The 26,804-nt window shown below is 69.8% G+C and carries 27 protein-coding genes and 1 tRNA gene; 6 read left to right on the forward strand and 22 right to left on the reverse strand.

Going from position 1 to position 26,804, the window contains the following annotated elements:
- Window positions 1-24: 24 nt before the first annotated feature.
- Both ACI2K4_RS13025 and ACI2K4_RS13030 read right to left on the reverse strand, forming a co-directional pair.
- Window positions 25-492 (reverse strand): NUDIX hydrolase, encoded by a 468-nt coding sequence (locus ACI2K4_RS13025; protein WP_404510787.1) that lies wholly within the window; start codon window positions 490-492, stop codon window positions 25-27.
- 2 nt (window positions 493-494) lie between these two features.
- Window positions 495-1,205 carry an XRE family transcriptional regulator gene (locus ACI2K4_RS13030; protein ID WP_404510789.1) on the reverse strand — a complete coding sequence of 237 codons (711 nt, stop codon included), beginning with the start codon at window positions 1,203-1,205 and terminating at the stop codon, window positions 495-497.
- Between the two features lie 317 nt (window positions 1,206-1,522).
- On the opposite strand from ACI2K4_RS13030, the gene ACI2K4_RS13035 reads away from it, so the two are divergent.
- Window positions 1,523-1,861, forward strand: coding sequence for a hypothetical protein (locus ACI2K4_RS13035; RefSeq protein WP_404510791.1), 339 nt, complete (start codon window positions 1,523-1,525; stop codon window positions 1,859-1,861).
- 337 nt (window positions 1,862-2,198) lie between these two features.
- Here the strand turns inward: ACI2K4_RS13035 and tcmP are convergent, their stop codons facing one another.
- The 3 genes from tcmP to ACI2K4_RS13050 form a co-directional block, all read right to left on the reverse strand.
- Complete coding sequence (gene tcmP, locus ACI2K4_RS13040) at window positions 2,199-3,326, reverse strand: three-Cys-motif partner protein TcmP (RefSeq protein WP_404510793.1); 1,128 nt, start codon at window positions 3,324-3,326, stop codon at window positions 2,199-2,201.
- A 71-nt stretch (window positions 3,327-3,397) separates the two neighbouring features.
- The gene (locus ACI2K4_RS13045; protein ID WP_404510795.1) at window positions 3,398-4,201 is read right to left on the reverse strand and encodes a DUF5131 family protein; all 804 of its coding nucleotides are present in this window, start codon (window positions 4,199-4,201) and stop codon (window positions 3,398-3,400) included.
- Between the two features lie 1,178 nt (window positions 4,202-5,379).
- A tRNA-Tyr gene (locus tag ACI2K4_RS13050) sits at window positions 5,380-5,463 on the reverse strand.
- Between the two features lie 145 nt (window positions 5,464-5,608).
- On the opposite strand from ACI2K4_RS13050, the gene ACI2K4_RS13055 reads away from it, so the two are divergent.
- Window positions 5,609-6,103, forward strand: a complete 495-nt coding sequence (locus ACI2K4_RS13055; protein WP_404510797.1) for a YajQ family cyclic di-GMP-binding protein — start codon at window positions 5,609-5,611, stop codon at window positions 6,101-6,103.
- Window positions 6,104-6,203: 100 nt separating this feature from the next.
- Here ACI2K4_RS13055 and ACI2K4_RS13060 read toward each other — a convergent pair whose 3' ends face one another.
- The 8 genes from ACI2K4_RS13060 to ACI2K4_RS13095 all read right to left on the reverse strand — a co-directional run bounded on the left by ACI2K4_RS13060 (window position 6,204) and on the right by ACI2K4_RS13095 (window position 15,130).
- Window positions 6,204-7,472, reverse strand: coding sequence for an MFS transporter (locus ACI2K4_RS13060; RefSeq protein ID WP_404510799.1), 1,269 nt, complete (start codon window positions 7,470-7,472; stop codon window positions 6,204-6,206).
- Between the two features lie 223 nt (window positions 7,473-7,695).
- The gene (gene htpX / locus ACI2K4_RS13065) at window positions 7,696-8,577 is read right to left on the reverse strand and encodes a zinc metalloprotease HtpX (RefSeq protein WP_404510801.1); all 882 of its coding nucleotides are present in this window, start codon (window positions 8,575-8,577) and stop codon (window positions 7,696-7,698) included.
- Between the two features lie 138 nt (window positions 8,578-8,715).
- Window positions 8,716-10,230, reverse strand: coding sequence for an NADH-quinone oxidoreductase subunit N (locus ACI2K4_RS13070; RefSeq protein ID WP_404510803.1), 1,515 nt, complete (start codon window positions 10,228-10,230; stop codon window positions 8,716-8,718).
- On the reverse strand, window positions 10,227-11,750 hold the full coding sequence (locus ACI2K4_RS13075; RefSeq protein WP_404510805.1) for a NuoM family protein: 1,524 nt from the start codon (window positions 11,748-11,750) through the stop codon (window positions 10,227-10,229). Before ACI2K4_RS13075 ends, ACI2K4_RS13070 begins: the two co-directional genes overlap by 4 nt.
- Window positions 11,747-13,642, reverse strand: a complete 1,896-nt coding sequence (locus ACI2K4_RS13080) for an NADH-quinone oxidoreductase subunit L (RefSeq protein WP_404510807.1) — start codon at window positions 13,640-13,642, stop codon at window positions 11,747-11,749. The genes ACI2K4_RS13075 and ACI2K4_RS13080 overlap by 4 nt, the downstream gene beginning before the upstream one ends.
- Window positions 13,639-14,043 carry an NADH-quinone oxidoreductase subunit NuoK gene (gene nuoK, locus ACI2K4_RS13085; protein WP_404510809.1) on the reverse strand — a complete coding sequence of 135 codons (405 nt, stop codon included), beginning with the start codon at window positions 14,041-14,043 and terminating at the stop codon, window positions 13,639-13,641. Before nuoK ends, ACI2K4_RS13080 begins: the two co-directional genes overlap by 4 nt.
- Window positions 14,043-14,543 carry an NADH-quinone oxidoreductase subunit J gene (locus ACI2K4_RS13090; protein ID WP_404510811.1) on the reverse strand — a complete coding sequence of 167 codons (501 nt, stop codon included), beginning with the start codon at window positions 14,541-14,543 and terminating at the stop codon, window positions 14,043-14,045. Before ACI2K4_RS13090 ends, nuoK begins: the two co-directional genes overlap by 1 nt.
- The gene (locus tag ACI2K4_RS13095; RefSeq protein WP_404510813.1) at window positions 14,540-15,130 is read right to left on the reverse strand and encodes a NuoI/complex I 23 kDa subunit family protein; all 591 of its coding nucleotides are present in this window, start codon (window positions 15,128-15,130) and stop codon (window positions 14,540-14,542) included. The genes ACI2K4_RS13090 and ACI2K4_RS13095 overlap by 4 nt, the downstream gene beginning before the upstream one ends.
- 179 nt (window positions 15,131-15,309) lie before the next feature.
- Between ACI2K4_RS13095 and ACI2K4_RS13100 the strand changes: the two genes are divergently transcribed.
- Window positions 15,310-15,555 (forward strand): hypothetical protein, encoded by a 246-nt coding sequence (locus ACI2K4_RS13100; RefSeq protein ID WP_404510815.1) that lies wholly within the window; start codon window positions 15,310-15,312, stop codon window positions 15,553-15,555.
- On the opposite strand, the gene ACI2K4_RS13105 is transcribed toward ACI2K4_RS13100, so the two are convergent.
- The 3 genes from ACI2K4_RS13105 to ACI2K4_RS13115 are packed head-to-tail and all read right to left on the reverse strand — an operon-like array spanning window position 15,527 to window position 17,532.
- Entirely contained in the window at window positions 15,527-15,958 is a 432-nt protein-coding gene (locus ACI2K4_RS13105) for an ester cyclase (protein ID WP_404510817.1), read from the reverse strand. The genes ACI2K4_RS13100 and ACI2K4_RS13105 overlap by 29 nt on opposite strands.
- A 33-nt stretch (window positions 15,959-15,991) precedes the next feature.
- On the reverse strand, window positions 15,992-16,954 hold the full coding sequence (locus ACI2K4_RS13110) for an NADH-quinone oxidoreductase subunit H (protein ID WP_404511798.1): 963 nt from the start codon (window positions 16,952-16,954) through the stop codon (window positions 15,992-15,994).
- The gene (locus ACI2K4_RS13115) at window positions 16,954-17,532 is read right to left on the reverse strand and encodes an NADH-quinone oxidoreductase subunit C (RefSeq protein ID WP_404510819.1); all 579 of its coding nucleotides are present in this window, start codon (window positions 17,530-17,532) and stop codon (window positions 16,954-16,956) included. Before ACI2K4_RS13115 ends, ACI2K4_RS13110 begins: the two co-directional genes overlap by 1 nt.
- 159 nt (window positions 17,533-17,691) lie before the next feature.
- Here ACI2K4_RS13115 and ACI2K4_RS13120 point away from each other — a divergent pair, with 159 nt between their 5' ends.
- Entirely contained in the window at window positions 17,692-18,735 is a 1,044-nt protein-coding gene (locus ACI2K4_RS13120) for a glucose 1-dehydrogenase (RefSeq protein ID WP_404510821.1), read from the forward strand.
- 35 nt (window positions 18,736-18,770) lie between these two features.
- Here the strand turns inward: ACI2K4_RS13120 and ACI2K4_RS13125 are convergent, their stop codons facing one another.
- Both ACI2K4_RS13125 and ACI2K4_RS13130 read right to left on the reverse strand, forming a co-directional pair.
- Window positions 18,771-20,081 (reverse strand): DUF2252 domain-containing protein, encoded by a 1,311-nt coding sequence (locus tag ACI2K4_RS13125; protein WP_404510823.1) that lies wholly within the window; start codon window positions 20,079-20,081, stop codon window positions 18,771-18,773.
- Between the two features lie 42 nt (window positions 20,082-20,123).
- Window positions 20,124-20,687, reverse strand: coding sequence for an NADH-quinone oxidoreductase subunit B (locus ACI2K4_RS13130; RefSeq protein WP_404510825.1), 564 nt, complete (start codon window positions 20,685-20,687; stop codon window positions 20,124-20,126).
- Window positions 20,688-20,872: 185 nt separating this feature from the next.
- Between ACI2K4_RS13130 and ACI2K4_RS13135 the strand changes: the two genes are divergently transcribed.
- Entirely contained in the window at window positions 20,873-21,379 is a 507-nt protein-coding gene (locus ACI2K4_RS13135; RefSeq protein ID WP_404511800.1) for a SigE family RNA polymerase sigma factor, read from the forward strand.
- Window positions 21,372-22,604 carry a hypothetical protein gene (locus tag ACI2K4_RS13140; protein WP_404510827.1) on the forward strand — a complete coding sequence of 411 codons (1,233 nt, stop codon included), beginning with the start codon at window positions 21,372-21,374 and terminating at the stop codon, window positions 22,602-22,604. Before ACI2K4_RS13135 ends, ACI2K4_RS13140 begins: the two co-directional genes overlap by 8 nt.
- Window positions 22,605-22,649: 45 nt before the next feature.
- On the opposite strand, the gene ACI2K4_RS13145 is transcribed toward ACI2K4_RS13140, so the two are convergent.
- From ACI2K4_RS13145 to ACI2K4_RS13160, 4 genes are all read right to left on the reverse strand, one after another.
- Window positions 22,650-23,243: a DUF305 domain-containing protein gene (locus ACI2K4_RS13145; RefSeq protein ID WP_404511802.1), complete on the reverse strand. Its 594-nt coding sequence runs from the start codon at window positions 23,241-23,243 to the stop codon at window positions 22,650-22,652.
- Window positions 23,244-23,402: 159 nt separating this feature from the next.
- Window positions 23,403-24,152 (reverse strand): lytic polysaccharide monooxygenase, encoded by a 750-nt coding sequence (locus ACI2K4_RS13150; RefSeq protein ID WP_404510828.1) that lies wholly within the window; start codon window positions 24,150-24,152, stop codon window positions 23,403-23,405.
- 171 nt (window positions 24,153-24,323) lie between these two features.
- Window positions 24,324-25,160 carry an undecaprenyl-diphosphate phosphatase gene (locus ACI2K4_RS13155; protein WP_404510829.1) on the reverse strand — a complete coding sequence of 279 codons (837 nt, stop codon included), beginning with the start codon at window positions 25,158-25,160 and terminating at the stop codon, window positions 24,324-24,326.
- Between the two features lie 118 nt (window positions 25,161-25,278).
- Window positions 25,279-26,775 (reverse strand): pyridoxal phosphate-dependent decarboxylase family protein, encoded by a 1,497-nt coding sequence (locus ACI2K4_RS13160; RefSeq protein ID WP_404510830.1) that lies wholly within the window; start codon window positions 26,773-26,775, stop codon window positions 25,279-25,281.
- Window positions 26,776-26,804: the final 29 nt, after the last annotated feature.

Consider the following 26,804-nt stretch of genomic DNA (forward strand, 5'->3'; position numbering starts at 1 on the left):
GTGGGGCCCTTCGGCAAGCTCGGATCAGTCGATGTGTGGGAAGCGCTGCCTGAGATAATCAGTGATCTGCCGCCACATCGTCGGATGGATGTCCAGACTGGCAAGCTCGTCAGGCAGAAACCAGCCGATCTCGCTTGCCTCGTCGTTCGCCGTCAAGGCGCCACCCACCGGCCGCGCCAGCAACGTCACTTCGTACTCCTGACGGACCTCACCGTCGGTGTACGCGACGATGTGGCCCGGGTCGGAGTAGACGCCGAGGATGCCAGTCACCTTCACGTCGATGCCGGTCTCCTCACGGGTCTCCCGGACCGCGCACTCAGATGGGGTTTCTCCGATTTCCATCTTGCCCATCGGTAGCGCCCACTGACCGGTGTCCCGGCGCCGTTGTAGCAGGATCGCACCCTGGTCGTCGACCGCCAAGACCCCGCACGCGGGTACGAGCGTGTTCGCCTTTGGTGCATCCGGGTCGTTCCAGTACTCGACACGTCCCACGCTCAGACCTCCGTAGCCAGCCACGGCATCGCGGTAGCCCACACCCGCTCGAAGCTACTCACGTAGTGATCAAACAGGCCGCCACCATCGACCTTACGCAGATGGAACGTCGGATTGGCGCTGGCAGCCTCACCGTACGCGTGCGGGTTCGTCAGGATCTCGTCGTCGTACCGGAACAGGCTGTTGTACAGCGTGGTCGGGTGCAGCCGAATCTCGCAGCCTTCCATCCCCGCGATCTCCCGGTAGTACGTCAACGACGCCCGGATCTTCGCAGCGAGCGTGCCGCCCAAGCCCTCCTCCCGGTCCCGGACCGTCACCGCCTCGCTGTTCGGGTCGCCAAAGCAGAGCCGCACCTGCACACCGACCGACAGACGATCGGCGAGCATTCGGGCGACCCGTGGCTGTATCTGCGCGAAGAACGTCCCGGAGAAGACCAGCACGTCCACCCGTTCCTGCGCCTCGGACAGCAGGCGTAGCCACGTCTCACGCGGAACCGACGCCCGATCCGGGAAGACCTCGATCAGCTCTGCCCGACTCGCCTCACCACGCTTGTTGGCCACCGACGCGAGCACGTCAGGCCAGAGGTACGCCTCTTCCGCCCCCAGCCGCCGCGCCGTCGCCCACCGATGCCGCCGATGCGGAACCCGTCCCGAGCTGATCCACCGCTCGACCGTCTTGGGGTCGACGCCGCACTCACCCGCCAGGTCCTCCACCGCGACGCCCCGCCGCACCATAACCGTCCTCAGACGTTCATTCATATCTCCATTGGACGTTTCCCGGACGGGACGTTGCAAGGCCGTCATGGGACGTATCGCGAAGGCCCTAGACGTTCGCGAGGGGTCTACCAGGGCAGGCGCGACGTACGACTGGTCGCCGATTGACTACCCAACGTCGTACGGGGATAGGCCCTGCTCTCGTGCTCGCCGCAAGGGCCGCGAGGGCAGGTGCGTACGACAGCACCAGTCGGGGTGCGGGTCAGGTCCCCCGCCGACACCCGCACCCCACCGCAACAAGTCAAAGGAGCCAGAACGTGACCGACGCACGCTATGCAAGCGGCCCACCGCCAAGAAACACAATCGCACCAACCGCAACCCAACGCGCTCTACCGCTCGAAGATCTGACGCAGCCCGACTCACGGTTCGTTCTCCACGTTCCATTCAAGGCCCCGACGCTCGGTGCGGCCCTTGGGATGGCCGAAAGGCTCGCCGACTTTCTCGACTTCATTCCTGATTTCGATCCTAGGGATACTGCTGTCAGCCATGAGGATGATCAGCTTAACCAACACCCCGTCTACTGCGGCAACATCATTCCCAGTCAGGGGCGTTGCCTGTACCTGTATAGCCACAGCGACTCGTGCAGTGTTACCTAGGAGTCAAACCCTGCCACGCTCTCCGGCTGGCCGTCCCGGAACCAAAATGGGTGCCGTCGGAGAAAGCGATGAGTGAGGCGAGTAAATCTCGACTGGTCAAAATCACTGTCAACCTGACAGTAGACGCTGACGCTGCTCTAACCCGCCTAGCCGATGGGCAGTGCAGCAGTCGGACGGACGCCCTCAACCGCGCAGTACGGCTTGCCGCACTGCTATATGAGATAGCACCTGAGGATCGCTTCAAGATCGTTGACGCAGACGGCCTGGAGAGGTACATCTACCTGGTCTAGCGCACAGGATGTGGCACCAATGCCACCAGCATCGGACGGGGCGATTTTCAGAAGAGAGCGGTTACTCCGGTCACCGCGATCACAGATGCACCGGTGAGGCGTTTGCCATCAGGCTCACCGGTCGCCTTACCCTCAGCGATGAGTCTTTGAACGGCTCTCAGCGTTTGTCCCGGTCGGAAAATTGTCTCTATTAGCACAAACCGCCGAAGCTCATCCAACGTAGCTCGCTGGTTCGGGAGTTGTGAGAGGTATTCGAGAATCAGCCGACAAAGGGGACCCGTCTGGGGCAAAGGTTGAATCGGAAGGGTTTCCTGGTTAGGATCGCGGGGGTCGCGGTAACCTACGCCCTGATAGGGGTCAACCGCCCAGATGGCATCCTTCATCTTCTCGACGCCCTTATCGGAGTTGGTGCCATAGACGAGGTAGAGCAAGTTGTTGCGCTCGTCGGCCAACTCGAAATCAAGAACGAACTTGAAACCCGCCTCATTTAGTACCCGGCGGTACTGCTCTTTGATGTATCGAGCCTTTGCTCTGCCGCTGCGCGCTTGGACGTCCCGCCAGACGACCGGGCCAAAGACACGGTCGCCGTAATGATTGGGATCCGACGCAAAGCGGATGAATTGGCTTGGCTGCATTGTCACGATAGTCTCCGCCGCCCGACTTCGCGCAACCGTTTGCAACAGGGCAAAATCCACAGCCGAGCCGAATGTGTCAAGGATTAGAAGCAGGGGCTTATTCCACACCTTGTGACTGTCCAAGAGAGGCAATAGATCATCTTTGCATACCCCAACCTTCGGATCGACAATAAGTCCACGCTTTGCAAGCGCAGTGGGGTCGAGCGTACCCAGCACCTTTTCCAGTTGCTCGCTCAAGTGGCGAACCCGGGCACGCTTTTCTTCCAGCAGAATGAAGCGGGCGGGGCGGTGTGGCGTTGGTGGCGCTTTGCAGTTCAGGGCCGCCCGTAGCGCGATTAGAGGCGAACCCGGGGACCCGTCCTTGTACTCTCCTGGACCAGAAAAGCCTTCCGCGTACGTAACGCCACTGCTTCCATACACCGACTGGAGCAGGATGGGGAACCATGCGTTCAGGTAACTCTGATAAACGCGGTGCTTGGCCGCCGTGTGTGGATCCCTGTCCCAAAGCACTCCGTCGGGTGTTGGCAAGGGGACCCCCATCGGCATCGACCGTACGTGACCTCCGCACTACCGTATGGCACTGAGGTTGGTCTGTCAGCCCCGATCCGACGTCAGTTGGCAGGTGTCAGCCGCTTGGGCACCGGCATCTCGTCCCATGTCCTGTCGTCAAGGGTTCGACCGCCAGCTTTTGGTGTCCTGCCGCCCCATTGCTTGAAGAAGAATGCGACATCAGCCGCGAAGCAATCATCGCGCAGATCTCGGATCCATTCGGGCGAAACCGGTCGCGCACCCGGCCCTGACTCGCCTCCCGCAATCAGCCAATCGATGCCAGTAAGGTCTAGCCCTTTCAGCGGTCCCAGTAGCGGCTCGGCTGAGACGAACCGTACGGCGGCCGGGACGGCACGGAGATGATCAATGCGGGAAAGTTGGGAGGAGTCTTCAACACTGACGCCCATCCAGAGATTGGCAGGCCAGGTCAGGTTGGGTGCCACTTTAGCCAACCGCGTAGCGCGCTTGGTCAGGACCTGGTACGTGTGCTGGGGGGTCGCGGCCATCACGTCGAAGACGCGTTCAACAAACCCGATCGGCACCTTGGCGTGAAACAGGTCGCTCATCGAGTTGACGAAGACCACGCGTGGATCCCGCCAACGGTACGGGAGTCCGAGGTCCGACTCATGCACTGCGACACCGAATCCGGGGCCGGAGGTGCGGGCATCTCCATCGGTCTGGTACTTAGGCGAGCCCATAGCCTTCAACCGCTTAGCCAACGTCAGAGCGTAACAGTTATCACAGCCCGAAGAAACCCTGTCGCAGCCCGTTGTCGGGTTCCAGGTGGCTTCCGTCCATTCGATGGCGCTTCGGTCTGCCATAAACACCCCTCGGTGGATAGCGGTAGCCTTCATACTGTCGAACATCCGTACGTATGTGAAGCGGCCACGACGGCATTTCCGTCCGTGTTCCGTCTGTAGGACAGCAACGATGCAGCTAAGACCACGATGCGGGTCCCAGTGCCGGTAGCGAAGCGAGGACCATTGCCTGCGTTAACAGATCGGGACGAAAGGGTCATCTACCCAGTGCGACGGCCAGCGAGGCCGCTGTGCCATGATCCTGGAGACGGCGCTGGGTTGAGCCGGGTGTGATGCCCGCCTGGTGCTGCCGCTTCTGGTCCTAGCAGGCGTCCTGACCTTTGTGGGAGGGGTGGTTTCTATGGGGATGATCGGCATCGCCCTCGGTTCTATCGCTCTGGTAACTGCGAGCTTCGTCACGAATCTGGCAGCAAGCGCGGTAGCACCGGGCTGAGCCCAGCGCCGTTGGTCAGGACTGCCGATTTGGTCTCTATTGGATCAAGGCGCCGCGCGCTGCACGGCGCGGGCGCGGAGCGCCGCCCGGCGAGCCCCACCCCGGACGCCTCCGGCGCCGGGGCGGCAAGCCGCCGACAACCGCCGGGACGGCCGCGCCCGCTGATCGACTCGACCGATACGGTCGCAACGTGGCTGACCCCATCGGACTGAGCCTCGACTGAGCAACCGCCGAGGATCTTCGCGACGCCCTCTACGACCCAGGCGAGCACCTGGCCGCCGGTCGTCCAATCCCCTGATGCCCACCGCCACCAGCTCCCGGCTGGGCACCTTGCTCTGTGACCTCGACGTACGGCTCGGCGGGCCGGGCAGTTTCTCCAGTAGCCCGTCATAGAGCCCGGCGGTCCGGAAGCCGGCGTGACCGGGCACCGTCGAGGGCAGGGCTTCCGACTGCCGCGCCAGTCCAAGAACGGGACTGGCTTGCCACCGGTCTACCGCAGCCCGCTCCCGCCGGTACCTGACCCTCCCCCACGCCGCCGTACGTCGCCGCCACGCCCTCAGAACCCGCCAGGCCACCGAAAGCCGAGGCAAGGTCGACTCAGGTACGGACAGCGCGCCCAGAGCCGTACAGACAGGCGCAGCGAGCCCTGAGAACCACCTGGAGGAGCCAAGATCGACCTGCCCACTATCTGCCCACTGGGAGCCGTAGACGGCCGGATCTGGCTGGACTCGGCTGGACAAACGAGAATCGCCCCTGACCGGCATCTCTGCTGGTCAGGGGCGATAACCGCACCTGGTGGCGGGTAGAGGATTCGAACCTCTGAAGCTTTCGCGACGGATTTACAGTCCGCTCCCATTGGCCGCTCGGGCAACCCGCCAGGGCGTGCCGCCACGGTTAACGCGGCAGCGGAAGCAAGGATAGCGGTTGCACCGGGTGTCTTCGCAACCGGGTACGGTCGGCATGCCGGACCGCCCAGTAGCCGTCCGGGACATCTTCATACCGCGACCAGCAGGAGCATGATCATGGCAGCCAACCCGTCGTTCGACATCGTCAGCAAGGTCGACCGGCAGGAGATCGACAACGCCCTCCGGCAGACGGAGAAGGAGCTTTCGAGCCGCTTCGACTTCCGTGGCACCGGCGCGGAGATCTCCTGGTCCGGCGAGGAGGCGGTCAGCCTGCAGGCCGAGACGGAGGAGCGGGTCAAGGCCGCGTTGGACGTCTTCAAGGAGAAGCTGGTCAAGCGGAACATCTCGATGAAGGCTCTGGACGCGGGCGAGGCTCGTCCCTCGGGCAAGACATACAAGATCGATTGCAAGGTCGTCCAGGGGATCGACTCGGAGAAGGCCAAGGCGATCAGCAAGAAGATCCGCGACGAGGGCCCCAAGGGCGTGCAGGCGCAGATCCAGGGCGACCAACTGCGGGTGACCGGCAAGAAGAAGGACGACCTGCAGGCGATCATCGCGCTGCTCAAGAGCGAGGACTTCGGCGTCGCGCTCCAGTTCACGAACTACCGCTGAACCCGCTGAGTGGTCGGCTGACGATGCCGGTCGACCGCCGGTAGGACGACCCTCCGGAGCGCCCGCGTACCCGACGGGCCGAGGCGCTCCGGGAGGGTGGCTAGGCCAGCTCCGCGGCGAGTGCCCGTTCGATCCCGACCGCTCCCCGGGCCTCGGCCCGGGAGATCGGTCCCCCGCGGGGCGCGGCGACCCCGGCCGCGACGGCGACCGCCGCACCGGCGAAAAGAAACGCCCACGGTACGCCGACCTGGTCGACGAGAAGTCCGGCGGTTGCGCCGCCGGCCGCGCTGGCGGCGACCGAGACGGTCACCATCCAGGTGTACGCCTCGTTGAGCATGCCACCGGGCGAGATCCGACCGACCATGGTGTTCTCCAGGGTGAGTGCCGGCGCGATGGTGGCTCCACCGAGGACAAGTGCGACCCCGAGCGCCACCGGGTGTGGCATCAGCGCGTAGAGCAGGAAGCTGGCCGACACCGCCGCGAGCAGCAGCGCGAACTGACGGGTCATGTTCGGTGCCGGGCGTCGGGTGCCGAACCAGATGCCGCCGATGGCGCTGCCGACGCCCCAGACCGCGAGCAGTACGCCGGCGGCGCTCTCCGCGTCACCGGTGACGTGTGCGGTGGCGTACGCCGGGATGGCGACCCCGGCCGCACCGAAGGCGATGCCGAGTCCGGCGGCGCAGAGCAGCAGGGCCGAGAAGCCACCGGACCGCAGCGGGCCAAGCCCGGTCGCGTGGGCGTGAGTGGGGTGTGGCCGCCAGCCGCGCATGACCCGGCCGAGCGCGACCGCGAGCGTGCCGACCAGGGTCACCACGGCGGCACCGAGCAGTGCGGCGGTGGCGTCGGCCAGCAGGACGAAGAGGGCGACCAGGAGCGGCCCGAGCACAAAGACGATCTCGAACAGCGAGGTCTCGGCGGCCAGCGCGGTGTTGCGTAGGCCGTAGCGGCCTGATCCGGGTTCGGTCAGGTCGTTCCAGGCGCCCCGGATGGCGGCGGTGAGCGGCGGGTAGGTGGCTCCGGCGACGGCCGACATCAGGTAGATCAGGGTGAGGTTCTGCTCACCGCCCCGGTTGGCGAGCACCAGCCCGACCAGGGCGAGCGGGTGCGCGACGGCGGTGACCACCAGGACCGGGGTCGGGCCGATCCGGTCGGCGATCCGGCCGGCGACGGGGCTGAGCGCGGCTCCGGCGAGGGCGTACGCCGCACCGGCCGCGGCGGCGAGGGCGTAGCGGCCGGTGACCTGCTCGACCACGAGCAGCAGGGCCAGTGGTGTCATGCCGATGCCGAGCCGTCCGATGATCCCGGTGACCAGCAGCATCGGCGCTCCGGGGATTCGCCAGACCCCCAGATACTGGCGCAGCGCAACCACGACCGACCTCCTTGTTCCCGAGAACGTGACGCGCTCGGACCGTTCCCCGTAACCGGTCGATGTAACGAGCGGAAGACCTCTCGACCCTAACGCCACGTACGGCTTCCGGTGAAACAGATAACTGCCGCACGCAGGAACCGGCGGGGCCCGTTCGGGGCCCCGCCGGTTCGTTGTCTGCTACTGGGTCAACCGCCCATTGGCACCTTCGGCGCCACCGTCCGGGTCAGCGCTGGAACTGCACCGGTCCGGAGTTCGCGGCCATCTGCTCCAGTCGGCGTACCCGCTCCTCCATCGGCGGGTGGGTGGAGAAGAGGCCGGCCAGGCCACCGCCGCGGAACGGGTTGTCGATCATCAGGTGGGCGGTGGAGGTGAGTCGGTTGTCCGCCGGCAACGGGAGCGCCTGCGTACCCTGGTGGATCTTTCGCAGCGCGCTGGCCAGGGCCAGCGGGTCGCGGGTGATCGTGGCGCCCGAGGCGTCGGCCTGGTACTCACGGTTCCGGCTGATCGCGAGTTGGATGACGCTCGCCGCGATCGGGCCGAGGATCAGCATGAGCAGCAACGCGGCCGGGTTCGGCGAGTCCTCGTCGTCCCCGCCACCGATCGGGATGAACCAGGCGAAGTACGACAGGGCAGTGATGATCCCGGCGAGTGCCGCCGCGACGCTGGAGATCAGGATGTCGTGGTTGTAGACGTGGGACAGCTCGTGTCCGATCACGCCACGCAACTCGCGGTAGTCGAGGATCTGGGTGATGCCCTGGGTCACGGCGACCGCCGCGTGCTGCGGGTTCCGTCCCGTCGCGAACGCGTTCGGCTGCATCGTCGGGCTCACGTAGAGCCGGGGCATCGGCTGTCCGGCGGAGCTGGAAAGCTCGCGGACCATTTGGTAGAGCGCGGGGAATTCCGCCTCGCTGACCGGTTGCGCCCGCATCGAGCGCAATGCGATCCTGTCCGACCAGAAGTAGCTGGCCGCGTTCATACCCAGCGAGACCAGTACGGCGACGACCAGGCCCCCACTGCCGCCGAGCGCGTAGCCGACGCCGAGAATCAGCGCGGTGAGCAGGCCGAGCAGGGCGGCCGTCTTCAGACCGTTGCGGTGGCTGTGCACTATCACTCCTTCGGTGCGCGGTTCTCGTGAAACCGCTGACCGTTCCAACAACTCGATACCCATCAACAATCCCCATATTGCTGAGAGTTGCCTGTAAAGAGCGGTCGGGCGGAGCGAGAAAAGGACGAAGGAGACGGTTCACCAGCCGGCGGCGGCGTCCAGCACGAGTTGCGGGGCGAAGCCGAGGACCACGGTCAGCACGGTGGCGGCGGCGAGCGTGGCTACGACCGGCCACGGCGTTCGTACCGTGGTGGGGGTTTCGACCGGTCCCGGGTCGTTGTAGAGGGTCGCGGCGACCCGGACGTAGTAGGCCAGGCCGATCACGGCGTTGACCGCGACGACCAGGGCGAGCCAGTCGGAGTCGCCGAGCAGCAGCGACCGGACGATGGTGATCTTCGCGAACAGGCCCGCCAGTCCGGGCGGTAGCCCGGCCAGCCCGACCAGCGCCAACGCCAGCACCGCACCGACCACCGGACGACGCCGGGCGACCCCCCGGTAGTCCTCGACCGCACCGCCGTCGCCGTGTCCGGATCGCAGCGCGATCACCGCGCCGAACGCGCCGAGTTCGAGCACCACGAAGAAGACCGCGTACGCGAGCGCGGCGGCGACCGCCGTACCGAACTGGTCGGTGTCGCGCCCGGCGGCCAGCGCCAGCGCGCCGAGCGGGGCGATGATGTAGCCGGCCTGCGCCACCGACGACCAGGCGAGCAGCCGGACCATCCGGGCCTGCCGGAGCGCGACCAGGTTGCCGACGGTCATCGTCAGCACCGCCAGAGCGGCCAGCACCGGTCCGGTCACCGAGGCGGGCAGCGGGGCGTCGTGCAGCACCGCCCCGGCCGCCGGTGCGGCGATCCCGGTGACGGCGAGCAGGGCGACCACCCCGCCTAGCTTCGAGGCGGTGGAGAGGTACGCGGCGACCGGCAGCGGCGCCCCGTCGTACGTCGCCGGGGCCCAGGCGTGGAACGGCACCGCCGCGATCTTGAAGGCCAGCCCGAGCACCACCAGTGCCACCGCGGCCGAGGTGAGCGGGATGTCCAGCAGCCCCGGATCGTCGGTGAAGGCGGTGGCGAGCGGGCGGAGATGCAGCGCGCCGGTGACCGCGTACAGCAACGCGGCTCCGAGCAGGGTGACCGCGGTCGCCACCACGCTGACCACGAAGAAGGTGACCGCCGCCTCGGCGCCGGCCACGCTGCGCCGACGGAGCCCGACCAGCACGTAGAGCGGCAGGGTGAGCGTCTCCAGGGCGACGATCAGGGTGATCAGGTCACCGGCGGCGCCGAGCACCACGCCGCCGGTCATCGAGCAGGCGAGCAGGAAGCAGTACTCCCCCACCGGCACCTCGCCCGCCCGCAGCAGGGTCGCCGACAGGGCCAGCACCCCGAGGGTGAGCAGCGCGAACAGGGCCGCGACCAGGGCCGCCCGACCGGTCGCCAGGTAGGAGCAGGCGTCACCGGCGCAGAAGGTGCGCCGGTCGTCGCCGGCCCCGACCACCAGCGCCACGACGGCGGTGGCGACCGCGCCGGTCGCGAGGACGGCGGCCGTGGCGCCCCGCCGGCCCAGCAGCAGGTCGGCCAGGAGCACCAGTACGGCGGTCCCCGCCGCCAGGTACGCCGGCAGCAGCGCGACGTGGTCCACACTCTGGGTCAGGTTCATGAGATCGCCTCGATCAGGGCCTTCACCGGCTCGTCGGCCACGTCGAGCGCGATCGGCGGCAGCAGTCCGACGGCGAGGGTGAGCACCACCAGCGGTGCCCAGATGACCTGCTCGACGCCGTACCCGCCGGGGGTGAGCCGGGCCACCGCCGGGGTCGCCGGGCCGTGGCTGATCCGGCGCAGCATCCGCAGGAAGTACGCGGCGGTGAGCGCCCCGCCGAACGCGGCCAGTACGCCGAGCGTGGTCCAGAACGCCCCGCCGAGCCGCAGCGCGGCGACGATCGCGAACGCCTCGCCCCAGAACCCGGCGAGTCCGGGCAGCCCGAGCGAGGCGACGGCGGCGAAGCCGAGCAGCCCGGCGAGCCGGGGCGAGGTCTCCCGCAGCCCGCCCAATTCGCCCAGCGCACCCGTGTGCGTCCGGTCCTTGATCGCCCCGGCGAGGAAGAAGAGCAGGCCGGTGATGAGCCCGTGCGCGATGTTGCCGATCAGCGCGGCCTGGATTCCCGTCGTGGTCACGGTGGCGATGCCCAGCACCACGAAGCCCATGTGGCCCACGCTGGAGTACGCGATCAGCCGCTTCAGCTCGTCCTGGGCCAGACAGACCAGCGCACCCACGATGATCGCCGCGACGGCGAGCACGCCGAGCACCGGCGCCGCCCAGCGGGCGCCTTCCGGGGTGATCCCGACACCGATCCGGATCAGCCCGTACGTGCCCATCTTCAACAGCACACCGGCGAGGACGACGCTCCCGACGGTCGGCGCCTGGCTGTGCGCGTCCGGCAGCCAACTGTGCAGTGGCCAGAGTGGACTCTTCACCGCGAAGGCGAGCCCGAACAGGGTGAACGCCACGAGTTGGGTGGTCCGGGCCAGCTCGCCGCCGCCGGTCAGCTCGACCAGGTCGGCGGTGCCGGCGGCGCTGACCACGACAAAGACGCCGACCAGCAGCAGGACCGAGCCGAACAGGGTGTAGAGGACAAACTTGCGCGCCGCGTGCCGCCGTCGCTCGCCGCCCCAGATCGCGATCACCGCGTACATGGGCAGCAGCACGACCTCGAAGAAGACAAAGAACAGCACCAGGTCGAGGGCGAGGAAGGTGCCCAGGATGCCGACCTCGATCACCAGCAGCAGGGCGGCCAGGGTACGGCCGCGCCCCGGTGCCGGCGCCCGCCACCAGGTGTACGCGCAGCAGAGCAGGGTCAGCAGTACGGTCAGGATGACCAGCGGGTACGAGATCCCGTCCACCCCGAGGTGGAACCTCAGGTCCAGTCCGGGAACCCAGGGCAGGTCCAGCTCGTGCCAGGGGTGCAGACCGGGCGGCCCCTGCTCCGGCACCTGGTGCGCGAAGCCGGCACCACCGACGCCGAAGAAGAGCAGCACCGCGACGACCAGGGTCGCGGCGGCAAAGCCGGTGGCCACCGCCCGCGCGGCCCGGTCGACCCGCTCGGGCAGCGCCGCGACCACCACCGCGCCGAGCGCGGGCAGGCCGAGTACGGCGACGAGTCCCACCTGTCCGGCGTTCATCCGCCGACTCCGATCAGTACGGCGGCGAGCCCGATCAGCAGCGCACCGGCCAGTACGGCGGTCGCCGCCCGGGGCAGCCCGGCCCGGTGCACCCCGTCGATCCGGTCACCGAGCCGGTCACCGCCCCGCCCGACGCCCTCGACCGCACCGTCGACCAGCAACTCGTCACCCCGCCGGCCGATCCGGGCCAGCGCCGTCACCGGTCGTACGACCAGGGTGTGCTGGAGTTCGTCGAGCCAGAACGCGCGGTCGAACGCCGGCCGGAGCGGACCGAGCGCGAGTGCCGGGTCGGCGGCCGGGTCGCGGCGCCAGCGCCACCAGGCCAGCCCCGCGCCGAGCAGCAGCAGCGCCACCGGGTAGACCAGTTGCGGGCCGAAGTGGATCAACTCCTCGTCCAACGGGAGCAGGTTCGGGGGGTGTTCGGTGATGCCGGGCGGGCGCAGCCAGCCGGCGAACGGCCCGGCGAAGGCGACCGCGCCGAAGAACGCGCTCGGCACCGCGAGCAGCAGCACCGGCCAGCGCAGCAGCGCCGGTGGGTCGTGCGGCGCGGCGGTCCCCCGGTAGGTGCCGAGGAAGGTGCGCAGCAGCAGCCGGGCGGCGTACCAGGCGGTGACCGCCACCCCGACCAGCCCGGCGATCCAGACCAGCCAGCCCACCGGAGCGCCGGCCGGGCCGACCCCGTCGAGCGCGGCCCGCTCGGCGACCGCCAGGATGCCGTCCTTGCTCCAGAAGCCGGCCAGTGGCGGCACCCCGGCCAGCGCACCGAGGCCGATCACCGTGCACCAGAAGGTGACCGGCATCCGGGCCCGCAGCCCGCCCATGGCGGACATCGAGTTGGTGCCGGTGGCGTGGATGAGGCAGCCCGCCGCGAGGAAGAGCAGCGCCTTGAAGGCGGCGTGGCTGAGCAGGTGGAACAGGGCGGCGGCGGGTGAGCCGACGGCGAGCGCGCCGGCCATGTAGCCGATCTGGGAGACGGTCGACCAGGCCAGCACCCGCTTGATGTCGTCCTGCGCGGTGGCCGCGAGGGCGCCGAGCAGCAGGGTCAGCGCCCCCATCACCCCGAGCACGGTCAGCGCCGTCGGCGACTGGGCGAAGAGCGGGTAGAGCCGGGTCACCGCGTAGATGCCGGCGGCGACCATGGTCGCGGCGTGGATCAGCGCCGAGATCGGGGTCGGTCCGGCCATCGCGTCCGGCAGCCAGGTGTGCAGCGGGAACTGGGCGCTCTTGCCGGCCACCCCGGCGAGCAACAGCAGGCAGGCGACGGTGAGCGTGGTCGGGTGGAAGTCGTGGGCCAGCACCTCGCTGATCCGGAAGCTGCCGGCGGTGAAGCCGAGCACCGCGATGCCGATCAGGAAGCCGACGTCGCCGACCCGGGTGACCAGGAACGCCTTGACCGCGGCGGCCGGCGCCTCGGGTAGTCCCCGGTCGTGGGCGATGAGCAGGTAGGAGCAGATGCCCATCACCTCCCAGCCGACCAGCAGCAGGAGCAGGTCACCGGAGACCACCACCAGCAGCATGGCGGCAGTGAAGAGGCTGATCTGGGCGGCGTACGGGCCGTACCGGTCGTCGTGGTCGAGGTAGCCGACCGAGTAGACCTGCACCGCGAGCGCCACCACCGCCACGGCGAGCGCGACCAGGGCGGCGGCCGGGTCGAGACGTACCCCGGCGGTCACCTCCAGGCCGCCGAACTCGACCCAGAGGCCGGATCCCTCGGCCACGCGGCCGTCCAGGGCGACGAGGAGCAGCGCCGCGACGACCAGGGTCGCGGTGGCGCCCGCGATGCCGAGACCGGCGGCGCCGGCCCGGGAGCGCTGCGGCAGCAGCAGGCCGACCAGGGCGACCCCGAACGGTACGGCCGGCAGCAGCCAGCCGAGCACGATCGCGGCGGTCATCGCGCCCCCGCCCCGGAGGCGGTCGGCCCGGCTGACCCGGTCGGTGCGGTTCGGCCGTCCGGGTCCACCGCCGGTTCGGGACCGGCGTCCGGTGGGTGCTCGTGCAGGCGTACCTCGTCCAGCGCGACGCTGCCACGCAGGCGGTAGAGCTGGAGCACGATGGCGAGGCCGACACCCACCTCGGCGGCGGCGATCACGATCACGAAGAGGGCGAAGACCTGCCCGCCGTGCGGCAGCGCCGCCCGGGTGGTGGTGTCGGCGGTGACCAGCAGCAGGTTGACCGCGTTGAGCATCAGCTCGACCGCCATCAGCACCAGCACCGCGTTGCGCCGCCGGAGCACGCCGTAGACGCCCAGGCCGAAGAGGAGCGCGGCGGTGACGTACGGGATCACGGGTCGCATCAGCGCCGCCCCGGAATCCGTACGCTGATCGCGATCGCGCCGACCAGCGCCGAGAGCAGCAGCACGGAGAGCACCTCGAACGGGAGCACCCAGCGGCCGAAGATCTCCGCGCCGAGCCGTTCGGCGTTGCCCGGCTCGGGCAGCTCCACCCTGGACCAGCGGAACGCGTCGATCAGCAGCAGGGTCAGCCCGGCCCCGGTGCCGCCCCCGATCAGGGCCGCCGGCCAGCCGGGACGGTCCAGGTCACCGGAGGCGCCGATCGGGGCCCGGGTCAGCATCACCGCGAAGAGCAACAGCACCACCACCGCGCCGACGTAGACCAGGACCTGCACCCAGGCCAGCAGCTCGGCGGTGAGCACCAGGTAGAGCCCGGCGACGGCGCCGAGGCAGACCACCAGGTACAGCCCGGCCCGGACCAGGTGGCGGGTGGTGACCACCAGCGCACCGGAGCCGACGGCGACCGCGCCGAGGGCGAGCAGCAGGACGTCCGCGCCGGTCACGGCGCCGCCGAGGTCGGTGGCGGGCCGGCGGGACGCGGTGGGCGTACGGCCGGGGTGGTCGGGGCTCCGGCGGCCGGCGGCGGGGTCGCGGCCTTGCGCGCGGCGGCGGTCTCCTCCTTCGCCGGCTCGCCGTTGCGGTCGTGCGCGGGCGGCGGCGGTACGGTCGCCATCCACTGCCCCAGGTGGTCCTTGTCGTGCAGCAGGTCACGGATGTCGTACTCGGCGTACTCGAACTCGGGCGACCAGTACAGCGCGTCGAACGGGCAGACCTCGATGCAGATCCCGCAGTACATGCAGAGCGAGAAGTCGATGTCGAACTTGTCCAGCACGTTGCGCTGCCGGGGCCGGGCCGCGCCCGGGACCTGGACCTCTTCCTTGTGCGAGTCGATATAGATGCACCAGTCCGGGCACTCGCGGGCGCAGAGCATGCAGACCGTGCAGTTCTCCTCGGCCAGCGCGATCACGCCCCGCGAGCGCGGCGGCAGCTCCGGCGCGACATCCGGGTACTGCTGGGTGTGCGAGTGCTGGGTCATCGTCTTGAGGGTGACCGCGAGTCCCTTCGCGAGACCCTCGCCGGGCAGCTTCATACCGCCGGCCCACTCTGCTCGCTCATGCCGCCCATCCTGCACTGTCGCCCGCCCGCGCGCGACCACCACCCGGCACTTCGCGCCGTACCGGGGGTAGGCGTTGCCGTACGCTGGGCACCACCGCCCTCGCCGCCGCCCGCCGGACCGCGAGGTACGAGCCGCACGAGGTCGTGCTGGCGGTGGAGATCGTCTCCGAGGGCTCGCAGTCGATGGACCGGATCCTCAAGCCGGCCCTGTACGCGCAGGCCGGCATCCCGTTCTACTGGCGGATCGAGCTGGAAAACGGGCTCACCGTCTACACGTACAAGATCGACCCGGTGCACGAGGTGTACGCCGAGACCGGTCGGTGGACCAAGTTCGTCGACACCGGCGAGCCGTGGCCGATCAACCTGCCGATCAGTCGGCTGGGCCCCCGACACCTGTGAGCGGCGGCAGCATCTCGACCCCGAGTTGCTGGAGGAGCTGGAACAACTCGTTCACGCTCCACACGTCGATGATCTTGCCGGCGGAGTCGAACCGGAGGAACGTCGCGCCGGAGTAACTGACCACCTGACCGGTCGGCGGCACCGGCCCGAACTGCCCGCGCTGGGTGCCGGCGGCCCGCCAGTGCAGGGCGGCCCGCTCACCCGAGACGATCAGGTCGACGATCTTGTAACGCAGGTCCGGGAAGGCCGCCCGCCGCTCCTGGTGCCACGCGAGCACCGCCTCCGGGCCCGAGCCGCCGAGTCCGGGGCACTCGTCGGCGACCAACTCCCGCGCCGTGTCCTCCCGGGCCTCGTGCCAGACGTCCGTCACGAACCGTCGTACCGTGCTGTCGATGTCGACCACGGTCGGTCAGCCTAGCCCCCAACCCCGCTCCGGTCAGAATGCGACGCGCACGGCGGTGGTGAGCACCAACTGCCCCAGCGCGACCGGCACCAGGACCAGCCAGCAGAGCCGTTGTAGCTGGTCCTCGCGTAGCCGCGGGTAGCTCACCCGGAACCAGATCACCACGAACGACACCAGGAAGATCTTGATCAGGGTCCAGAGCCAACCGAGATACTCGTCACCGAACGGCCCCTGCCAGCCACCGAGGAAGAGCACGGTGGTCAGCGCCGCGATCACCACGATGCCGACGTACTCGGCTAGCAGGAAGAAGGCGAACCGCAGCCCGGTGTACTCGGTCATGTAACCGAAGACCAGCTCGGAGTCGGCGATCGGCATGTCGAACGGCGGCCGGCGGATCTCGGCCAGCCCGGCGACGAAGAAGACGAACATGGCCGGCGCCTGCCAGAGCAGCCACCACGGCTGCCACGCCTCGACGATGCCGGGCAGGCTCAGCGTGCCGGCGGCCATCGCCACACTCGCCGCCGAGAGCACCAGCGGCAGCTCGTAGCCGAGCAACTGGGCCGCCCCACGCAAGCCGCCGAGCAGGCTGTACTTGTTCGCCGACGCCCAGGCCGACATCAGCACCGCGACCACCCCGACGCCGATCACCGCGAGGACGAAGAAGAGGCCGATGTCCAGCGGCTGCCCGACCAGGTCGCCCGGTCCGAGCGGGATGACCAGCAGGGCCAACAGGTACGGCACCAGCGCCACCACCGGGGCGAGCCGGAACACCGCCCGGTCGGCCGTACGCGGGATCACGTCCTCCTTCTGCACGAACTTGACCCCGTCGGCGACCAACTGGGCCCAGCCGTGGAACCCGCCCGCGTACATCGGGCCGAGCCGGCCCTGCATGTGCGCCATCACCTTGTGTTCGAGCTGCCCCACCACCAGCGGCAGGATCAGGAACGCCGCCACCACGGCGACCACCCGGATCAGCAGTTCCAGCCAGAGCGGCATCAGCGGTCGCCCCATTCACCCGGTGCCGGTACGCCCGGCGGTCGATTCGGTGCCCGCCGGGCCACTCCCGCCTCCGACTCCCCCGGCTCCTTCGCCCCGGGCCACGGCTTGGCCACCCGGGAGGCGAGCACGAACTCCTTGCGCAGCGGATGTCCCTCGAACTCCGGCGGCAGCAACAGCGGTTGGAGATCGTCGTGACCGGCAAAACCGATGCCGAACATCTCGTACGTCTCCCGCTCGTGCCAGGCCGCGCCGGGGAAGAGGTCCACCACCGAGGAGACCTCCGGCGCCGACCGGTCCACCCGGGTACGCAGCAGCAGCCCGTGCCGGTGTCGGGTGGACCAGAGGTGGGTCACCACGCCGAACCCCTCGGCCAGTTCGTCCACGGCCGAGAGCCAGTCGAAGAAGTCGCAGGCCAGTTCCTCGTCGTCACGCGCGCTCCGGAGCGCGTCGTGCCAACTCTCCGGCGGTACGTCGACGGTGGCGCGGGCGTACGCCTGCCCACCGGACAGCCCGACCGTGGCCCGATCCTCGCCGAGCAGCGCGGCCAGGCGGCTACCGATCTCCTCCGGGGTCATGCCCGCGATCCTATGACCCCGGGTGCCGGATCACCGCGCCCACGAGGCAACGGTGCCCGCCTCGGGGCTGCCGGGGTGCCCCGGCCGCGTTCCGTCCCGGCGGGCCCCGGTGAGGGCTTTCGCTGCGGGAACCGCGCCGGGCACGGGAGAATGACCGACGTGCGCGCCGTGACCGTCACTCCCGGGGTACCGAACTCGCTCCGCCTGGTCGAGGGCTATCCCGAGCCGTCGATCGACGAGGGCGCCGTCCTCGTCGAGGCGATCGCGGTCGGCATCTGCGGCACCGACCGGGAGATCATCGACGGGCACTACGGCGAGGCACCGCCGGGCTCGGCGGAGTTGGTGATCGGGCACGAGTCGCTGGGCCGGGTGCTGGAGGACCCCACCGGGTCACTGCGCCCCGGCGACCTGGTGGCCGGCGTGGTCCGGCACCCCGACCCGGTGCCCTGCCCCAACTGCGCGGTCGGCGAGTGGGACATGTGCCGCAACGACCAGTACACCGAGCACGGCATCAAGGGGCTGCCCGGGTTCGCCCGCGAGCGGTGGCGGGTCGACCCGGAGTTCGCCGTCCTGCTGGAACCGGCCCTGGCCGACGTGGGAACCCTGCTCGAACCGACCAGCGTGGTGGCGAAGGCGTGGGAGCACATCGAACGGATCGGCGTCCGGTCGGTCTGGCAACCGGAGACCGTCCTGGTCACCGGCGCCGGGCCGATCGGGCTGCTGGCCGCCCTGCTCGGCTGCCAGCGCGGGCTGACCGTGCACGTGCTGGACCTCGCCACCACCGGTCCGAAACCGGAACTCGTCCGGGCGCTCGGCGCGCACTACCACAGCGAGGGGATGGCCGCGCTCGGCTTCGCCCCCGACGTGGTGTTGGAGTGCACCGGCGCGCCGTCGGTCGTACTCGACGTGATGTGCCAGGCGGCGCCGAACGGAATCGTCTGCCTCACCGGCGTCTCCACCGGCGGTCGCCTGATCGACTTCGACGCCGGGGCGCTCAACCGGGAGCTGGTGCTGGAAAACAACGTCGTCTTCGGCTCGGTCAACGCCAACCGGCGGCACTGGGACCTCGCCGCCACCGCGCTCGCCCGGGCCGACCAGCGCTGGCTGGCCTCGCTGATCAGCCGGCGGGTGCCGCTGGGGGCGTACGCCGAGGCGTACAGCCCCCAGCCTGACGAGATCAAGACGGTGCTCGACTTCGCCTGACCGGCCCTCCGACGGGTTCGGGGCCGGTCGACCGGTCAGAGGCCGGGCAGCCGGCCGTTACGGAACAGGTCGACGAAGATCTGGTGGTCCCGGCGGGCCCGCTCCCCGTAACCGTGGGCGAAGTCCACCAGGTGCGCCACAAAACCGCTCTCGTCCTTGTCCACCTCCGCGACGATCTCCTCCTCGGTGGAGTAGTCGACCAGGTCGTGGCTGGACTCGTCGTCGGCCACCGAGTGCATCCGGGCCACCGCCCGGCCCAGGTCGCCAATCACCCCGGCCAGCTCCGCCGGCTCGTTGACGTCGGCCCAGTCCAGGTCTGCGGCGTACGGCGAGACCTCGGCGACCAACTGGCCGACCCCGCCCAGCCTGGTGAAGCCCACCCAGGGGTCGGCGTGGGCCTGCAACGCCCGCTGCGACTCGGCGGTGCGGTGTCCCTGGTGCCGGAAGTAGCCCCGGACCCCCTCGTCGTCGACGTACCGGGCCACCGCCGGCACCTGCGCCTGCTTCATGTAGATCACCACGTCGTTCTCCAGCGCCTGGGTGTGCCCCTCCAGCAGCAGGTTGTACGACGGCAGCCCGGCGGAGCCGATGCCCACGCCCTTGCGCAGCACCACGTCCTTGATGTGGGCGGCGACCGGCCGCAGCCCGGCCGTCACCGCCGGCAGGGTGCCGAGGTAACGCTCGAACGCGGCCACCACCTCGGCCCGGACGGCTTCGTCGATCTCGTACACGCCGTCGCCGAGGGAGAACCGGCGCTCGTAGTTGTCGACCGTGGTCTGGGTGGAGAGCAGGTCGACCCGGGTCCGCAGCCGGGCCCGCTGGAGCACCGTACGCAGCACCCCGTCGGCGTTCTCCAGCGTGATCGAGCCGATCGCGTCCTCCCCGCCGGCCGCGATCGCCCGCAGCTCGGTCAGGTACGAGCCGGCGAACCGGGTCACCAGGTCGGTGATCACGTCGTCGGAGAGCGCCTTGGCGTAGGCGATCAGCGCGACGCTCGCCACGAACCGCTTGAGGTCCCAGGAGAACGGCCCGACGTACGCCTCGTCGAAGTCGTTGACGTTGAACACGAGCTGGCCGGAGCTGTTCATGTAGGTGCCGAAGTTCTCGGCGTGCAGGTCGCCGTGGATCCAGACCCGGCTGGTCCGGGTGCTGAGAAAACGGTCGTCGGCGAAGTCGCCGGTCAGGTCGGCGTAGAAGACCGAGGCGCTGCCCCGGTAGAAGGCAAAGGGAGACGCGGCCATCTTGCGGAACTTGCGTCGGAACGCGGCCGGGTCCAGCGCCATCGACTCGCCGAACTCGGCGATCAGGACGTCGACGAGCTGGTCCGCCCGTTGATCACTGTTCATTCTCCGCAGGCTAGTCCGCCCCGACCAGGCGCGGCTGCGGGGTCAGGACAGCGGTGGCCGTACGGGTGGCGCGGTGAGCGAGGCGACGCTGCGCCCGGTGCCGGCGTCGACCGGCGCGGCCAGCGGGTCGGGGCGGGACACGCCGCCGATCCCGGACTGCTCGGCGGCGATCTTCTCCTGCAGGCGCAGGATGCCGTGCAGCAGCGCCTCCGGCCGGGGCGGGCAGCCCGGTACGTAGACGTCGACCGGGATGAGCTGGTCGACACCCTTGGTCACCGAGTACGAGTCCCAGTACGGTCCGCCGCAGTTGGAGCAGGCGCCGAAGGAGATGACGTACTTCGGTTCGGGCATCTGGTCGTAGAGCCGTTTGATCGCGGGCGCCATCTTGTCCGTGACCGTGCCGGAGACCACCATCAGGTCGGCCTGGCGCGGACCGTGGGCGAACGGGATCACGCCGAGCCGGATGAAGTCGTGCCGGCCCATGCTGGTGGCGATGAACTCGATCGCGCAGCAGGCGAGCCCGAAATTGAAGACCCACAATGAGTAACGTCGGCCCCAGTTGAGCACGAACTTGATCGGCTCGCCGAGCACCCCGGGCAGTTGCATGGTCTCCCCCTCCGGTCGGCCACCCGACAGTGAACCACAGCATCCACGCGCCCCTCACCCGCAACCGGTCCCGTCGCCGGCACGTGTTACCGGCGTCCTCGGGCAGGGGCCCGGACGGGGAGGAAAGAGTGACAGTGACGACAGAGCCGGGCGTCGACGCTTCACCACCGGTCGCGGACGCCGGTGTGGCAAGCCAGGGCAGACCCGCGACCATCGACTTCGACGCGTTCTACCACGCGCACTACCGGTCCATGACGGTTCACCTGTGTGCGTACACGGGGGACCTCGGGCAGGCCCAGGACATGGTCCAGGAGGCGTTCTGCCGAGCCTTCGCCCGATGGGACAAGGTGGTCCGCTACGACGACCCGGTGGCCTGGGTCCGCCGCGTCGCCTGGAACCTCGCCACCAGCCGCTGGCGGCGGCTGCGTACGGCCCAGAACTACCTGCGCCGCCAGCGCGAGGAGCACGTCCCCGGGCCGAACCCGGACCGGGTCGCCCTGACCGCCGCGTTGGCCCAACTGCCGCCGAAGCACCGGCGCGCGGTGGTGCTGCACCACCTCGGCGACATGTCGATCGCCGAGATCGCCCGGCAGGAGGGGGTCGCGGAGGGAACGGTCAAGTCCTGGCTGCACCGGGCCCGCGCCGCGCTCGCCGCCGAGCTGACCGACCGTAAGGAGCAAGACCATGGCTGACCAGAACGAGTTCGCCTACGACGACTCCGCGCTGGACGCCGAGTTCGACGCCTTCCGTACGGGCCTGTTCGACCAGGTCGTGCCGCCCGGTCCGGATGCCGTACGGCGCACCGTCCGGCACCGCCGCCGGGTCGCCACCACCGGTGGGCTGGCGCTCGCCCTGGTGCTCGTCGTCGGGCCGGTGACCGCGCTCGCCGCGCTCAACAAGACACCGACCACACCGTCGCCCCCGATCGCGACCACGCAACCCGACCCGTCACCGACCACGACGCCGAGTCCCACCGCCTCACCGACGCCGAGCACCGCCGCCAGCTCGACCGCCCCGAACGGGCGGATCAGCCGGAGCGAGCTGCTCGGGGCGAGACTCGACCTGCCCGCCTGGCGCCCGGGGCCGAGTTGCGCGGACGAGGGTGCGCGACTGAGCGAGAGGTCGACCGGCAACTTCGAGAACGAACTGATCACGGTCGGGTACGGCGACATCGACGACGACGGGGCGACCGAGACCGTCGTGCTGGTCCGCTGCTCGATCAACCAGGGCGGGCCGGCGCAGGTGGTCGCCTTCGACCGGGACGACTCGGGCAGGATCGTCACGGTCGGCCAGGTGGTCCGGAGTGCGCTGGAGAAGCCCCAGTGGCTGCTCGACCTCCAGGTACGCGCCGACGGCGTGATCCGGGTGCAGGTCGCCGACATCGCACCGGGCGGCGGCTGGAACCTGGAGTGGTCACAGAAGCAGTGGCGCGGCTACAAGCTCGACGGCGGCAAGACGGTGGACGACGCGAAGTTCGTCCAGACCGAGGGGGAACGCAGCTTCCCGGACAACCCGTACCAGGTGAACCTCCAGGTCACCGCGACGGATCTGGTCTACGGCCCGGCGGACGAAGCCGGTGCGCGTACCGGGACGGTCACCGTCACCGTGAAGAACGTGGGGCCGGTCAACGCCGCCCGCCCACGGCTCGACTTCGCCCTGCGCCCCGGCGGGGTGGGCACGGCCGCGAGTCCGGGCTGGTACGCCTGCCAGGACGTCCGGATTGAGGGTGAGCAGACCTTCTGCACCCTGCCGGCGCTCGGTCCGGGTACGGAGCGCAAGCTGACCTTCCACCTGGTCAGCACCGGACCGGAACTACCGACCAGCGGGACGATCGAGATCCGCCCCCTCGACGCCAAGGGCAAGGTGGCACCCGAGGGCAACGACTGGGACAACAAGATCAGCATCACGATCAAATAGATCCGGACCATCGGTACGGGGCGGCGCTTCGCCGTCCCGTACCGCCTATCCCAGCAACGCCAGCATCTGGTTGATCTGCGCGGTACGGGACTGGTCGATCCGCCCGGCCAGTCCCTTCGCCGTCGGGTCCTGACCGAACTTGGTCTCGTTGCGGGCCATCTCGACGGCGTTGTGCTGGTGCGCGATGAGCAGGTTGAGGAAGGCCGAATCGAACTCGGGCCCGGTGGTCCGGCCCAGCGCGGCGATCTGCTCGGGGCCGGTGGCCGGGAGTCCGCCGTGGTCGGCGTGCGCGTGCTCGTCCGGGTCCGCCTCGGTCGGCTTGCCCCAGCTCCGCAGCCAGCCGCGCATCGTCTCCCGCTCCTCGGTCTGGGTGACGTCGATCGCGGCGGCGAGGGTGCGTATCTCCGCCCGCTGGGCCCGGCTCTCGGCCAGCCGGACCAGCTCCAGTCCCTGGCCGTGGTGGGTGACCATCATCTGGAGGAACATCACGTCGGCCGGGTTGAACGGGCCGGGCGAGGCGGTGGCGCCGGAGGACGAGGCGGCGCTCCCGGTGGGCGCGGCGACCGGGGGCGCGACCTGCGGGCCGGGGGCGACGGGCGGGCCGGTGGTCGCGGCGGGCGCGCCGCCGCAGCCGGCCAGCATCAGCGCGACCACCGGGGCGAGCAGCGTACGACGGTAACGGGGCATCTCCGTCTCCTCGGATCGGCACAACGGGGCGACCCGACACCTCGGTGCCGGGGCGCGTACGGGCCCGTACCGGGTGGAGACCGGTACGGGCCCGCCCGACGGGCGGTGGTGTCAGATCTGCTGCCAGAGGGCCGGTACGTTCGGCGGCTCCCAGCCGGGGATGGCCGTGTGCGCCTGACGGCAGCGGTAGCTGGCACCGCCGTAGGTGACGGTGCTGCCCACCGCGTACGCGGTGCCGGTGGCCCAGGTGCCACCGGCGGGCGGCGGCGGGGTCGTCGGGTTGGGCGGCGGGGTCGCGGTACGGGTCGGCGTCGGGGTGGGGTTCGGCGGGTTCGGGTTGCCTCCGCCACCACCGATCTGGAGGTCGACGCAGGAGTAGAAGGCGTTCGCGGTGTCGGCGATGTTCCAGATCGCGAGCAGCTTCTGCCGGCCCGAGAACCCACCGAGGTTGACCTGGTGCGACACCGTGGCGCCGGGCTGGCGACCACCGTCGTTGAACAGCGCCACCCGCTGGCTGCCGATGTAGTACTCCCACGTGCTGGTCGCGTGCCGGGCGGTGAGCACCCAGTTGAACGTGACCGAGCTGCCGACCGAGGTGGCCGGCCAGTTACGGCTCTCGTCGCTCAGTACGGCGAAGTGGCCGATGTTGGCGTGGCAGTTGCGCAGCCCCTTCGGCCCCTCGACGCTCTGCGGCTCCCACTGGATCTGCCCGCAGTTGGCGACCCGCCCCTGGGCGCAGTTGGCCTGCCTGCTCGGCGGCGACGAGATGTAGCCGTGCGCCTGCGCGGGCGCGGCGACCACCAGGGTCGAGGCGATGACGGCGGCTGCCGACATCAGGGAGAGTAGGGCGGTTCTTCGCATCGGGGCTCCTTACTCGAACTGTGCAGGGCGCCCTTGTAAATTTATAGTAAACACTATTTACAGTAAATAGCTGGAAACAAGTTTGTCGATGGATTTGTCGCCCCACGCGGCGGCGGCCCGGTCCCCACCCCCGCCCAGGGGTGGCAGACCGGGCCGCCGCGACGGATCGGATCAGGTGGCGGAGATCGTGCCGGTGCCGACCAGGAGCAGCACGACCGTACCGAGGATCAGCCGGTAGACGATGAACATCGTGTACGTGTGCCGGGCGATGAACTTCAGCAGCCAGGCCACCGCCAGGTACCCGACGATCCCACTGACCAGGGTCGCGGTGATGGTCGCCGGCCAGCCGACCCCGGTGGCGATGTTGTCGTACTCGTCCACCACCTGCAGGGCACCGGCGGCCATCAGCGCGGGGATCGAGAGGAAGAACGACAGCCGGGTCACCGTCACCCGGTCCAGGTCGCGCAGCAGCCCGGCCGACATCGTGGCGCCCGAGCGGGAGATGCCGGGGATCAGCGCCAGCGACTGGACGGTACCGATGATCAGCGTGTCCTTCCAGGTCACGTCCTTCTCGTGGCGTACCTGGGTGGCCGCCCGGTCGGCGAACCACATCACCCCGGACCAGCCGATCAGCGCGAACCCGACGAACCAGAGGCTGCGCAGGGTGGTCTCGATCTGGTCCTTGAAGAGCAGACCGATGATGCCGATCGGGATCGAGCCGAGGATGACCGCCCACCCGAACCGGTAGTCGGGATTGACCCGGGCCGCCGGGCTGAACACGCCCCGGAACCAGGCGGTGAGAATCCGGACCAGGTCACGGCGGAGGTAGAGCAGGGTCGCGAACACCGCGCCGACCTGGATGATCGCGGTGAACGCGGTGATGTCAGGGTCGTCGATGGAGTAGCCGAGCAGCTTCTCCAGGATGGTGAGGTGACCGGTGCTGGATACCGGCAGGAACTCGGTGAGCCCCTCCACCGCGCCCAGCAGCACCGCTTCCAGGATGTTCACATGCGCCTCTCGGAGCCGGGATGGAGGCCGGAGGAGGATCGACTGCCAGGTGGATCATCCCTCGACGGGCGTTGACGCTAACGCAGCGCCGACGGTAAGGGTCGGCGAGGGGCGCGGCTCAGTACGTGGGCCGCTGCAACAGGCTCAGGAACTCGACCAGCAGCCGCTCACGCAGCCGTACCGGCGCGGCGTCGAGCAGGGTGTTGACCACGGCCACCCGCTCCGGCAACGGCGCCGCACCCCCGGCCCCGGTTGCATCCGGACCGGCCTGGCCCCCCAGCCCCAGCCCGGCGGCCAGGCCGGCGACCAACTCTGGCGTCAACCGCTCCGGGGTCAGCGAGCCGGCCAGCGCGAGCAACTCGGCCGGCAGCCGGACCGGACCGGCCGCCCGCGCGGCGGCCACCGCCGCCCGCAGGTCCACCCCGAAATCGGCCACCCGGGGCGCCACCGCCGCCGTCACCGTCAGGTGGACGCTCGCCGGCAGGTCGCCGTACGACATCTGGGGTTGGGTGTGCCACCCACGGACGGTGAGTTCGTCGACCAGGACAAACAGGTCGAGCCCCGGGTCCTCGCTGGTGAAGCAGACCACGGTCGCCTCCGGCTCGGCCAGCAGCCGCAGCCCGTCGACACCGGCCACCTCGGCCGCCAGCCCGCGCACCGCGTCCACAGTGGTCCGGGCCAGGGCCAGGTAACCCGCGTCACCGATGTGCCGCATGGTGGCGAAGGCCGCGGCGATCGGGCCACCGGACCGGGTGGACGAGATCACCGGATTGACCATCGTGTAGCCGGGCCACTCGGCGAAGGCGAAGTACTGCGGCCGGCGCAGTTCGGCGTCGCGGTGCAGCAGGACCGAGACACCCTTCGGCGCGTAGGCGTACTTGTGCAGGTCCACCGAGATCGAGGTGACCCCGGGAACGGAGAAGTCGAACGGCGGCACCTCGATCCCGAGCCGGCGCAGGTACGGCAGGGTCCAGCCGCCGAAGCAGGCGTCCACGTGGCAACGTACCCCGGCGGCCGAGGCGATCTCGGCGATCGCGGCCACCGGGTCGACCACCCCGTGCGCGTACGACGGCGCGGAACACGCCACCAGCACCGTCTGCGGCCCGATCGCGGCGGCGACGTCGGCCGGCGCCGGACGCAGCGTCTTCGGCGACACCGGCACCAGGTCGAGCGCGACCCCGAGGTAGTGCGCCGCCTTCGCGAACGCCGCGTGCGCGGTCACCGGCACCACCAGCCGGGGCGCGTCGAGGTCGGGGCGGGCGTCCCGGGCCGCCTTCACCGCCAGGATCAGCGACTCGGTGCCGCCGCCGGTGACACTGCCGACCACCTCCGGCGCACTGCTGCCCGGACCGCCGCCGAGCACCGACGCGGCCGCGCCGACGAGTGCGTTCTCCATCGCCAGCAGCGACGGGAACGCGGTCGGGTCGAGCCCGTTCACCTGCGCCGACAGGGCGTACGCCGAGTGGGCCAGGTCGTCCAGGCCGGGCACCGCCGGGTCGTAGACGTACGCGAACAACCGCCCGCCGTGCGTCGGCCGGTCGCCCGCCCGCAACCCACGCACCTCGTCCAACACCTGAGCAGCAGCCACCCCAACCCCCGGCAACGCCTCCACCATGCCGGCCACCGTACAGCGCAAGGAAGGGC

Origin of the sequence: Micromonospora sp. NPDC050397 (assembly GCF_044901685.1) — a bacterium.
GTDB lineage: Bacteria > Actinomycetota > Actinomycetes > Mycobacteriales > Micromonosporaceae > Micromonospora_G.